Source organism: Salimicrobium halophilum (assembly GCF_900100295.1).
In the GTDB taxonomy this organism is placed as follows: Bacteria; Bacillota; Bacilli; order Bacillales; family Halobacillaceae; genus Salimicrobium; species Salimicrobium halophilum.
Map to the genome: position 1 here is coordinate 311245 of NZ_FNEV01000004.1, position 11784 is coordinate 323028.

Annotated in this window: 12 protein-coding genes; 4 read left to right on the forward strand and 8 right to left on the reverse strand. The window is 49.5% G+C overall.

The genetic code is table 11. The annotated features are described in order from the left end of the window. Positions 1-32: 32 nt before the first annotated feature. A complete protein-coding gene (locus BLQ44_RS08700) occupies positions 33-1037 on the reverse strand; it encodes a hypothetical protein (protein WP_093193502.1) in 1005 nt (334 codons plus the stop codon). A gap of 157 nt (positions 1038-1194) precedes the next feature. Between BLQ44_RS08700 and BLQ44_RS08705 the strand changes: the two genes are divergently transcribed. The 4 genes from BLQ44_RS08705 to BLQ44_RS08720 are packed head-to-tail and all read left to right on the forward strand — an operon-like array spanning position 1195 to position 4899. Continuing rightward, positions 1195-2187 carry an ABC transporter substrate-binding protein gene (locus BLQ44_RS08705; protein ID WP_093193503.1) on the forward strand — a complete coding sequence of 331 codons (993 nt, stop codon included), beginning with the start codon at positions 1195-1197 and terminating at the stop codon, positions 2185-2187. 57 nt (positions 2188-2244) lie between these two features. Then, positions 2245-3261 carry a FecCD family ABC transporter permease gene (locus BLQ44_RS08710; RefSeq protein WP_093193504.1) on the forward strand — a complete coding sequence of 339 codons (1017 nt, stop codon included), beginning with the start codon at positions 2245-2247 and terminating at the stop codon, positions 3259-3261. Further along, the gene (locus tag BLQ44_RS08715; RefSeq protein WP_093193505.1) at positions 3254-4297 is read left to right on the forward strand and encodes a FecCD family ABC transporter permease; all 1044 of its coding nucleotides are present in this window, start codon (positions 3254-3256) and stop codon (positions 4295-4297) included. The genes BLQ44_RS08710 and BLQ44_RS08715 overlap by 8 nt, the downstream gene beginning before the upstream one ends. After that, positions 4294-4899: an IucA/IucC family C-terminal-domain containing protein gene (locus BLQ44_RS08720; RefSeq protein WP_093193506.1), complete on the forward strand. Its 606-nt coding sequence runs from the start codon at positions 4294-4296 to the stop codon at positions 4897-4899. Before BLQ44_RS08715 ends, BLQ44_RS08720 begins: the two co-directional genes overlap by 4 nt. A 37-nt stretch (positions 4900-4936) precedes the next feature. Here BLQ44_RS08720 and BLQ44_RS08725 read toward each other — a convergent pair whose 3' ends face one another. The 7 genes from BLQ44_RS08725 to BLQ44_RS08755 form a co-directional block, all read right to left on the reverse strand. After that, positions 4937-5197, reverse strand: coding sequence for a hypothetical protein (locus BLQ44_RS08725; RefSeq protein ID WP_093193507.1), 261 nt, complete (start codon positions 5195-5197; stop codon positions 4937-4939). Positions 5198-5419: 222 nt separating this feature from the next. Continuing rightward, entirely contained in the window at positions 5420-6013 is a 594-nt protein-coding gene (locus BLQ44_RS08730) for a DUF3298 and DUF4163 domain-containing protein (protein ID WP_322787523.1), read from the reverse strand. A 64-nt stretch (positions 6014-6077) separates the two neighbouring features. Beyond that, positions 6078-7226 (reverse strand): type III PLP-dependent enzyme, encoded by a 1149-nt coding sequence (locus tag BLQ44_RS08735; RefSeq protein ID WP_093193508.1) that lies wholly within the window; start codon positions 7224-7226, stop codon positions 6078-6080. Beyond that, positions 7223-9046, reverse strand: coding sequence for an IucA/IucC family protein (locus BLQ44_RS08740; protein ID WP_245688139.1), 1824 nt, complete (start codon positions 9044-9046; stop codon positions 7223-7225). Before BLQ44_RS08740 ends, BLQ44_RS08735 begins: the two co-directional genes overlap by 4 nt. After that, positions 9009-10754, reverse strand: a complete 1746-nt coding sequence (locus BLQ44_RS08745) for an IucA/IucC family protein (RefSeq protein ID WP_093193509.1) — start codon at positions 10752-10754, stop codon at positions 9009-9011. The genes BLQ44_RS08740 and BLQ44_RS08745 overlap by 38 nt, the downstream gene beginning before the upstream one ends. 246 nt (positions 10755-11000) lie before the next feature. Further along, positions 11001-11519, reverse strand: coding sequence for a GNAT family N-acetyltransferase (locus BLQ44_RS08750; RefSeq protein WP_093193510.1), 519 nt, complete (start codon positions 11517-11519; stop codon positions 11001-11003). Between the two features lie 91 nt (positions 11520-11610). Continuing rightward, the coding region (locus tag BLQ44_RS08755) for a zinc ribbon domain-containing protein (RefSeq protein WP_093193529.1) at positions 11611-11784 on the reverse strand (174 nt) is incomplete at its 5' end.

Genomic DNA, 11784 nt, shown 5'->3' on the forward strand with positions numbered 1-11784 from the left:
TTAAGTATATAGATTTCGCCGTTACACCCCTGTCACGACGGTATTCGAAGCGCCTCGAAGGCTTCATCGGCTCTGTGGATAATAACGTAGTCCTTTTCTTCCTCTATGGCATATCCTCCATTCACATGACTGATTTGAAAATCGATGCCCCTTTCTGCAAGCCTCCGGTTCAGGCGACTGACTCTTTGACGGAGGGTCGATGACTTCACTTCCTCCCACTCTCCTCGCAACTGTCCCAGAACTTTTCCATCCAGGGGCCGTTCATTGGAATGAAGAAGCAGATATAACAACACTTCCCCGTCATCTTTACTGAACTCCCGGTTCCCGTCGTCATAATAAACTTCTATGTTCCGATCTCCGAAGTATAGATAAACTACTCCCGGCTGTTCCTCCCCGACCATTTCATCGAACCCCTCTTTCGAAATGAACGTCTCCCCTTCGTTCGTACGTTTGATGAATGCATGATTCTCCAAATATTTATCTGTTGTTGTCATTCTTTCATAAAGATTAGACAACTCCGCAGACTCGAGTGGTTCATATTTCCCTTCTAACTCAAGCTTCTCCATTTGCTGCTGAGTGGCATGCACCACATGCAATTCACTGTTTATCAAATAGAGGTGCGCGTAGTACAACTGTCTTTTATTCATACGAAAACGCTTCGCCCTCTCCTGATGTTCAAGTGCTTTCGAAAAGTGATTCCCTGCTTCAGCGAACCTACGCTGTCTGTAGAAAAGAAATCCGAGGCGGTAGTAAGCGAGCGGAAGAGCTCTGTCGTAATGCAGTGCTTTTTTCAGAGCATCCATCGCTTCGTTGTCTTTTTTCTCATGCACCATTTTCATGTAAGAACCGTATTCTACGAGATAATAGATGAGTTTATCTTCAACATCGCCAGCGGCATCCCGGTCATTCTCTTTTCTCAACTGCTGTCTCAATTCTGTGTACAGTTTGATCAGATGATGATATCCGCCCTTTTCATCTTCGAGATGACTTTTCGCTTTCCTGATCTCTTCGATAATATCGTCACTGCTTCTTTTCATCCCTTTACCCCTCTTTGATTCTCGTACTTTACCTATTCCCTGAAAACCTCCACTTTCCCTCTTAAAATCGTAAAATGAACGTTGACACTCCTACGTAATTGATATACACTGACGCTAGTTGAAAATGATTATCAATATCACGGAGAGGGGTTACATAATGAGAAACATTACACCGAAATGGTGGACCATAGCACTTATCTTAGGAATTTCTATGCTACTTGCAGCTTGTGGAAGCAGCGAATCGGAGGAAACGGAGGCATCAAACGGTTCTTCTGATGATGCAGAAACGGAAGAAACGAGCGACACCCGTGAGGTCGAACACTCGATGGGGACAACAGAAATCGAAGGAACGCCTGAAAAAGTCGTCACTCTTTTCCAGGGAGCTACAGACGTTGCGACGGCGATGGACGTGGAACCTGCCGGAATCGTTGAATCCTGGGTAGAGAAACCGATCTATGAATACCTTCGCGATGATCTTGAGGGTACACCGATTGTAGGTGAAGAGACACAACCGAACCTGGAAGAGATTGCGGAACTGGAGCCCGATGTCATCATCGCCTCGAAGACACGTCACGAAGACATTTATGAAAAGCTGAACCAGATTGCGCCGACCATCGCTATCGAGAAATTGTTTGAATACAAAAATACGGTCGAGGTCATGGGTGAGACGCTTGGTAAGCAGGAGGAAGCGGACCAGATTCTTTCCGACTGGAACGAACGCACAGAAGACTTCAAGCAGAAGGCCGCAGAGAAAATGGGCGAAGAGTGGCCGATGAACGTAGCGGTTCTCAATTTCCGCAGTGATCACGCTCGTATATACTTTCAAGGATTCGCCGGGCAGGTACTGAACGATGCCGGTTTCACACGTCCAGAATCCCACCAGGAAGATGTATGGGGAATCAAGCTTTCCGACAAAGAAAGCATCACGGAAATGAATGCTGATGTTTTCTATGTTTTCATGGATGAGGATGAAGCAGTACAGGAAACATACAACGAGTGGACGAACCACCCGCTTTGGCAGGAACTGGACGCTGTGAAAAACGATCAGGTCCATGAAGTCGATCAGGTGACGTGGAACATGGCTGGAGGAATCCGCAGCGCGAATCTGATGCTCGATGACCTATATGACCGCCTCGGCTTAGAACAATAATGGTTGTTACAAAGATAGGAGCACATCTCCTATCTTTGTTTCTATGGAGAGATGATTATGGCTTCTTTTACAACAAAACCTTACATAAGATGGAGCGTTCTCGTCCTTTGCGTTCTTTTGTTTCTCTCTGCTGCTTTTACCAGTCTCCTATTGGGGAAAACGCCGATGACACCAGGTGATGTCTGGATGGCTCTGTTTTCTTTCGACCCTGAGAGTACCGAGCAGATCATCGTACGTACGTCACGCCTGACCCGCACACTTGTCGCCATTTCAATCGGAGCGAGTCTCGCGATTGCCGGTACGCTCATGCAGGCACTTACCCGGAACCCTATGGCGGCTCCCGATCTATTCGGGGTCAATGCAGGCGCTCTTTTCTTCATCGTATTTGCCGTGACGTTCTTTTCAGTGGAATCTTTGACCCACTATATGTGGATCGGGTTTCTTGGAGCTCTCGTAGCTTCTGTTCTCGTGTATTTCCTCGGCTCTATGAAAGAAGACGGCCTATCACCGGTTCGACTCGTTCTTGCCGGTGCCGCCATCAGTGCTCTGTTCGTTTCCTTTACTCAGGGAATGCTTGTGCTTGATGAGCAGCGGATGCAGAGTGTGCTATTCTGGCTATCCGGATCGGTCGCCGGCCGTGACTTGGAGATGCTCGGTCCGGTCCTTCCTTTCATTGTCATCAGCATTACAGTGGCGATGTTCATGGGGAAACCGTTGAACATTCTGATGTCCGGGGAAGATGTCGCCAAAAACCTGGGACAGAATACCTTGCTGCTTAAACTTGTTGCAGGCGCTGTCATCGTTCTTCTGGCAGGAGGGTCCGTTGCTGTCGCCGGTTCCATCGGATTCCTGGGGCTGGTCGTTCCACATATCGCCAAAGGAATCGCCGGTCCGAACTACCAGTGGGTGCTGCCTTTGAGCGGCCTGTTCGGTGCCACGCTTCTTCTTGTTTCCGATATTGTAGCGCGTGTGATCATCGCTCCTCAGGAAATGCCGATCGGGGCCATGACCGCTCTGTTCGGAACACCTTTCTTCATCTATATTGCCAGGAGAGGAGGGAAGATACGTGACTGATCACTTTACCATACGAACCAGATCAGACAGATTTTCCGTACAAATCCACAAACGGTCCTTATGGATTCTGATAGCTCTCTTCTCCGCCGTCGTTGCAGTGTTTCTCATCAGCCTCGCATCCGGCAGCAGCTACATTCCGTTATCTACCGTTCTTCAGGAAGTTTTCGGAGAAAGTGAGAGCGCCTTCGTCCTGAACGAACTTCGGATGCCGCGGGTATGGCTTGCTGTTTTTGTGGGAGCGGCTCTCGGCGTTTCCGGGCTTATTCTCCAGGGGATGATCCGCAACCCGCTCGGCTCCCCCGATATTGTCGGGGTCACAGGAGGGGCTTCTGTGGGAACCGTTCTGTTTCTCGTAACTCTCATGGGAGAAGTAAGCATCCAGTGGCTTCCCGTCGCTTCTATAAGCGGCGCCGCTCTGGTTACTGCGCTCATCTATTCTCTTTCATGGAGAGATGGTGTCACACCGATGCGACTCATCCTTGTCGGGATCGGCGTATCAGCCCTTACGAACGCAATCGTTACGATGATCATGGTCTCCAGTGAAGCATCCGTAGCCTCCCGCGTTTATCTTTGGATGACGGGCAGTCTTTACGGGGCGAACTGGCAGGAAGTGAAAATTATCGCTCCTGTCGTTCTGACCCTCCTATTCGTATCTTTCTTCTTCACGAATATCGTCAATGTCAAGCAGCTCGGCGATGACGTTGCTCGCGCAGTCGGCGTACGCATTCAATTTTACCGTTTATGCCTGCTCGCTCTCAGCGTAGGACTTGCCGGAGCAGCTGTCGCTTTTGCGGGAGGCGTGGCGTTCGTCGGATTGATCGCTCCTCACATAGCGAGACTCCTTCTGCAACGCTCCTTCGGAATCCTTGTGTTCGGGTCCGGGATGATCGGAGCGCTGATTGTACTCATCGCCGATATCATCGCCCGCACTGCATTCCTTCCGTCGGATATCCCGGTCGGCGTCTTCACAGCAGGAATCGGAGCACCGTTCTTCATTTATTTGCTATATCGAAACAGAGAGGGGATCAACGAATGAATGCTATGCCTGAATTAGTAAAAGAACCACAGGAATTTCTCGCTTTCCAGCAGGAGCGTTTATGCGCTCCGAACCGGAAAGTGGCGGCATCGATGATCATGAAGCGTTATGCGAAGGTATACCTGGATGAGGTGATGGAATCTCTTTTGTTCGGGAAGAAGAAGCGGGTCATCCCCCTCTGTGCCTGTTCATTTACAGATGAGCTCAACCTGATCGTAGATGAAACCCAAGTATCTTATAAAAACGGGGACGCATGGGGACATATTTTTGCAGAGCACTTGTCTGTATTTGTCACCAGTCTGCATCAGGCGACACGACTCCCGCACATTATTCTATGGGAAAACGTGGCGGTACGCATGAATTCATATTTAAGAAAGGCAGTCCAGAAGCATGCAGACCAGGCATTCATCGTGCAAAACTTCGCGGAGGAACTCCGCAACCTCAACGGAACCTCTTTCGGCGCAGATAAAAATCCACTGAGCAGCTATTTGGCTCCACGGGAAGCATTGAGTGAACAATGCATGCGGAAAACCTGTTGCTACTATCATAAGCTGGATAAGGAAAAAGAAATGGACTACTGCATCGTTTGTCCACTTCAGTAAAAAAGACTGGCGCAACGGACCGCCAGTCTTTCTTATATCAACCTGTTGCAGTAGCATAGGTTCTGGCTTTCACCGCCAACACCAATGATGTAATCAACAAAACGAATTGAAGACCGAAGAACAGAAGCGACCACATGTTATCGAGAAACATCGCTAAAGAAAGCGAAGCGACACTCAGCATAATGAAGGCGACGACTTCATTCGTTTTCCCCTGCCTGTATTTCTTATTCTTCACTGTTACTACGGTTATGAACATAATAGAAGCTATCTGGAAGATAAGTGCTAACGCTGTCCACATATCCTTTTTCCTCCTGGGTCCCTCGCATTAAAGGTTCATTTGTAGTATTCCAGTATTCAACGTTTAAATTTCTGTAAAGATAGCAACGTGTACAGGGAAACGGCCAAAGCAATCAGACTGATGATCAGTGACATGGTCAGCATGAAATCCCTCTTTTCCTGTGAATAAGATATAGTTTAATTTTACCATAATTGCACAAGAAAAAATTCCTCTACAGATAAATCATCTATTCTCCGCCAACCTCGCGAGCATCCCATTTTCCGGAATAATCGGCATCAGATCATACACGGAAATCGGGAACATCGGAAATCCGTAAACATATGGAGTAATTTCATATAACTGAAAGTAGAGAACAAGACATTTATCCGCTACGTAGAAATCCTGATTCGGACTCACTCCGGGGAAATCTCCGAGAAGCGGGACTTGTCTCTCGGCAATCTGCTCTTCTACGATCGCTGAGAGAACCTGTGTGTAGTCGCTTCCTTCTTTGAACAGGTCTCCTAACCTGCACTTCCTTTTTTCTACCAGATCAAACGTCAATGATGATAGATACGTCATGCCGTGGGCTGCATGATAATGGTAAGTATAATTGGAAAGAGAGACACTGAACGCATTCCGCTGATTGTTCTTCACTTCGAAGGTCCCTTTCATATCAACCACTTTCGTCGGCATCGCCCCTGTCTGTTCATCAATCAGTCGGGTCGTCTCTCTGACAATTTCAGCGTTCATGAATCGTTCCATCGGTTTGTCCCACATCCGGACTCTCGGATAATAGACACTCTGGTTCGGCCCTGGATAAAGGGTAGCTGTTTCCACCTGGATCAAGGAAATCCCCCGCTTCTTTACAGTCTCCCTTCATTCTATTCCGGACCGGTTCTTCCTATGAAATATAAACGTGCTCGGGATGCGGATGACTGAGAAAATCGTGGTGGGAGATCGTCCAGGCATAAGCCCCGGCATGAGTGAACACGACAACGTCCCCGGCCCTGAGGCTTTCCACATATTTCCCTCGCACGAGCAGATCATTCGGGGTACACAGTTCTCCAGCTATAACGACTTCCGTTCCTTTTGCTTCCGGACGTTCAAACGGATATGGCCAGGCTTCCCGCTGTTCCACGTGAAACGGGTGACTCATCTTCCAGGCGGCAGGCAGCCGCAAATGATGGCTCCCTCCCCGTACTACAGCAAAATGACGGCCATGGTTTTCCTTTACATCAAGGACTTCCGTTATGTAATAGCCGCACTCTGCAGTCATGTAACGCCCGGCTTCAAGAATCAGCTCATGTCCCTTTGTATCTATATCCGATATTCCCTGGGCAAATCCATCCCAGTCGAACGGTTCGTCCGTATTCCAGTAGTTGATTCCGAACCCACCGCCAAGGTCGATTATAGACGTATCGAGCTGGTAATCTTCCTTCCATTGTAATGACTTTTTCACGGCTGTCTCAGCAAAAGCTACGTGCACTTTTGCATCCAGATTATTCGACATCGCGTGAAAATGAAAGCCACGGATCTCAATGAACTCATGCCCCAGCGCTTCTTCGATCAGATCGGGAATCCGCTTCTCTTCCACACCGAACTGAGTCGGGACTCCCGCCATTTTCAAGTGGCTGTCTGACACGTTTTCTTCGAGATTGACCCGCAACAGTACACCTGCTGTCATCTGTTTCTCTTCTGCAAGCATAGCCAGGCGTCTCAGTTCATGAAAACTCTCGACATTCAGCATCATGTCCCGTTCCTCAAGGGCACGGTGCAACTCTTCTTCCTTCTTCGCAGGACCACCGAAAATGCGTGCCGCCTGCCCTGTCTTGTCCATTTCCCCGGCAGAGGCGACCTCGAACCCATCAACGACGCCCCTGAGTGTCTCCAGAATCCGGGCATCCGGGTTCGCTTTCACTGCGTAATACAAACGACAGTGGTCCGGCAGCCTTTCTTGCATTTCCATTGCTCGTTGCCAGAGCCTATTCAAGTCATACACATAGGCACAGGGGCTCTCGGTCTGGTCTATATATTCTCTTATAGCGTTCATTCTTCGCCTCCCTCATAAAGCGGATTCGGCACTTCACTGAAGCCATCTTCTTTTTCCCCGAGAAGTCTCATCTTCGCAAGGGACTTGTGCATCACCGTTTCCTGGGTGAGAAATGCGTAATCCTGGCGTGCTTCCCGCGGTGCCTCATTTTCCAACTTCTCATAGACACGCTGGCAAATTTCACGGACGACGGTCCAGAACACTTTCTCCTCTACATCCGTTTCCTCGGTAAGCTGACGGATGATTTCTCCGAGGTGATTCTGAAACACCGTATAATATAACTTATGATGCATGGAAGATACATCCTCGGTCACAGATACCGATCCTTCCATGAAGGCAGGCTCGTATCCCCGGAAATTCAATCTTGGCTGATAAAAACGGGCGCCGCCCCAATCACGGAAGAAAAAGCGTGTGATTTTCCCGTCACGGAACACAGGTACACTGTTTTGCAGATGACCTTCGAGAGCTATCCCGTACTTCGTCATCAAGGTCAGGTATGGGGGTAGTACCGTCTCCGCATAGTCCCGGAAAAAGGAGAGGGAGGCCTGTTTCTCCGGCAGTTGCTGATTTTCCTTATACTTCCGGACCAGCGCCTGGAGCACCGTTCCTTTTCCCTGCTCAGCATCAGCATACAGAGCCATGCCTGCCACGGCTTCTTCCTCGTCATCCAGATAAGCATCAATATCTTCTCTCAAAAGCATCGTCAGGTTCCTCTTTTTCAAAGCATCATCCGAGCGGAAAGCCCCTCCTCCTAATTCGTACAATGGCTGGAACGTCGGAAGCGACTCCTCCTCGAAAATGGTATGCATCAGATCGGTGACTACGCTTGCGTTTCCAGCTGTCTGTGGAGAAATGGAGCGCACCGTCGATGTCATCTGGCTATTCACGGCAAGTTTCAAGGCAGGACCTTTTCCGGATGCCGGAACGACCGTGCGGAACGAAGATGTCGCTTTTACCTCCATCGACACCTCTTCCAAAGGAAGGACCACCCTGCCTTCGATCTCTTCAGCGTAAATAAAGGGAACAGCATGAAAGAATTGCCATTCATGAACAGGAACGATTGTGAATTCTCTCCCCGTCTCACCAAGGTTGGCTAATTCTTTCTCGCTTTTTTCCCAAATATCCGGATAATACCGTTTGATCAGTTCCGGTTGCTCTGATTGCCAGAAGTCCTTCTGCACAGCCACAAAGCGTAGTGGGAACGTGTGGGCGAATTCCGGTGAGTAACGGAAAACGTCCCTGTAGGAGAGCCCGAGTTTCGTCTTCGCCCCCGGGTGAAGGTGATGGCCTTCCAGAACCTGCTGTTCATAAAACAGACTTCCTTTCTCCTCCCCGGCACCTTTCAGTGAACGAGCTGCGTAAGCAAGAGTCAGATTCGCTGTTCCATTATCCAGTTCTTCTTTGAACCTGGAAAGATTCGGGTACTCTTCTTCAGAAAAAAGCTGATCCACCAGTTCGGAAGCAGTACGGATAACCCTCTCTTCTCCATCTGCAATACGAATGATGTCGCCGGTCGTTTCGATCCGGTTGAAGGCATGGGTCGCTTTGATCTGGAATACGATCGAATAATCGGCGAAACGTAACACTTTCTGAACCTTCTTCTCATCCTCGGTCTTCACATCCATCGAATGGTCATAAAGACCTTCCCGTAAGACGGCAGAAGAGAGTTTGTGCATAATCCCTTGCCTTCCATAAGGCACGTAGCGCAGGAACTGTCCGGCGTAGGCAGGTTTTTCTTTTTCAAGGAAGCGGAAACATGCCAACTCTTCCTCCATCAATTGGTCAGTGTCCGTTTTTTGCAGCATCGGATGACTCATCATAGGTGCGTTCCTCCTTAAGAAATGGGTTCGGCGCGTCGACGAAGGTGTAATCCGTGAACTGGTCGGACAACCTCATCCATACCAGTGACTTCATACGACTGTTCGCCTCAACGATCCTTTCCTGGTCCCGCTTGTTATTCGTTTCTTTGAAGCACTCTTCCAGTACAGTTTTCACCGAAGCCCACATCCCTTCTTCCGGTACCTCAAGATTCCTCGCAAGGGCTGTAATGATCTCCCCGAGATGGTTATGGAAGAGAGCGTGTGAAAAGATATCCGTAAGCTCTTCCTCACGATCTGTCAGCAGATTCGTGGACGGATCGATAGGTGCCTCTTCAAAATGCCGATTCAGTCTCTCAGGCAGAATCCGCACACCACCACAGTCCCGCAGGTCGACCCGAACGGGCTTCCGATTTTTGAAAATAATGACGCTGTTCTGCAGATGAGCTTCCATGCCTATACCATATTCACTCAGCAGACGAACCATTCCAGGCAGAAGAGTTCGCGCATACGATTCAATGAAGGACGATACGGCTTCTTCCGTCGCCTCCCCGACAAACTCTTCGGCCAGCAGACGCCCGGTCACCGGAGACTCTGTAATCAAAGCCGCTGCCGGCATGGCAACCTCACCTTCACGAAGAGACGTCTCCGGGTTCTCACGGAGGATGGCGGCGATATTTTTTTCGTAAAAGGTGCGGTTCTCCTCGTGATCCGGCTTGTAATGAATGCCTGCGAGGTCCCCGGACACGGTCATTGTCTCTTCCTCCTTCAGAATATCTTTGAGAAGTCCCGCCATGATAGGGCCATTCTTCGTAGAAGCAGCAGAAACCGTACGCACCGCACTCGTCATCTGTACGTTGACCGCCGTTTTGATGTGATAGTCCCTGATTGCCATGGTCCGGAAAGACATAAGAGCCGCACTCGGGATTTTCGTTTCCAGAGGAACGAAAATCTTTTCTCTCAATTCCTGGCTATAATGCTCCGGCAATGTATGCTCCACCTGCCATGGGTGCAAAGGAATCAGTTTGTAATCACCCTCTAGCTGGTCGAATTCTCTTTTCATCCCCGGGTCTATGCGAAGAAGCGCTTCTGTCATAGCTATATCGAAAGGAGCGGTTTCTGTCGTGCTTTCTTTCTTCACAGCCAGAGGGACGAGTCCGGGAGTTGCCCCCCACTCCGGGGCATATCGTTTCACATCTTCCGGCTCCATCGAAAGCTTCGTACGGGCGGCGGGATGCGTCGTATGTCCCTGGATCACCCATTGTTCAAAAAAGACGAGCGGCGAGAAGTCCGGTTCTTCTTTATACCTGCGGGTGACATACACCCACGTATCTTCTCCCTGCTTCGGTGCAGGCAATTTCTGTTTACGCATATCAGCAGCTTCCAAAGCAGAGGCATAGTTAAGCGCACTGTTCATCAACTCTTTCAGGAATCGCTCGTTCTGAAAACCGAGCAGCATCAGCAATTGTTCCATACGGTCGATGACCTGTCGGGACCCGGAAGAATCGATATACACCGGATCATTTGAAATGTCGATATGACCCAGCTTGTATGTATGTGTTATCGGCACCTCAATAATGCCGCCTTTCGGTACTTCGATGCTTATCCCAGCCGGTGTCCGATTATAAGCCACGAGTCTTTCGCGGATGATGCTTTGCAGAAGCAACCGGTAAATATAGCGCTCTGCCTCCTGATCATATCTGATGCTCATAGATTCATCTCCTGTTTCGTTCTTCTTAAAAAAGCTATTCCCGTTCTCTGTATTGTATAACCACGAAGAGAAATATGCCCGTTTCGGGACTTGCGGTACACTCGTGCAGGAATGAAAAGCGCGAACGGTTCATTCTTCTCGTTGCGGACCACTCAGAGCGAGCGGAGGAACCTGAGTGGTCCGCAAAGGAAATAACGGACCGTTCAGCTGCAGAACTCAATCCTGAACGTACCGCAAAACCTTTTCCTACCCCCGGTACAAAACATGCCGACGGAGATGGTGCCCCTCTTCAAGAGCAGGATGATCGAACTGTTTCACAAACTGCATCCCCGCTTTCTCCATCACCCGGCGGGACCTCTCATTCACCGCGGCCGTGAAACTGTATATATTCTCTATACCGAGCTCATGTCCATAATCGATACATGCCTTCGCTCCCTCTGTCGCATATCCGTAGTCCCACGCTTCTTTTCTCAGACGGAAACCCACTTCAACGCAGGGAGTAAAATCCGCTTCGAACGTAGCCTCATGCAGCCCGATATAACCGACAAATGCCCTGTCCTGCTTGGTCTCGACCGCAAACAATCCATACCCTTCGATAGCCAGCTCATCCTGAATCCGCCGATAAAACTTCTCCGTTTCCTGCTCCGTCAGGGTAGAAGGGAAGTACTCCATCACTTTCGGATCCTTGTTCATGTCCTTGAAGGCTTCCAAATCATCTTCCGTCCAGTCTCTCAGAACCAGCCGGTCCGTTTCTATGTACCTCATCCTATTCCTCCTCATTTGAACTACCCCCACCTACGCATTCGCTAAGAGGTGGGGGATTCTTAGAACCTCCGTTCGATCGAACAGATGCCGCCTAAGCGAACCCCGGCGTCCCACCGGTTAGAGTTTGAAGGCGGGTCGCTTCCGCCTCGATGTTCCTGCTTGCGTTCAGGTCCCGGGAATGTTGGGTCGCACAGGAAGGACACGTCCATATCCGGATCCCGAGATCTTTGACTGCTTTGTTCCGATAGCCGCAACAGGAACATAA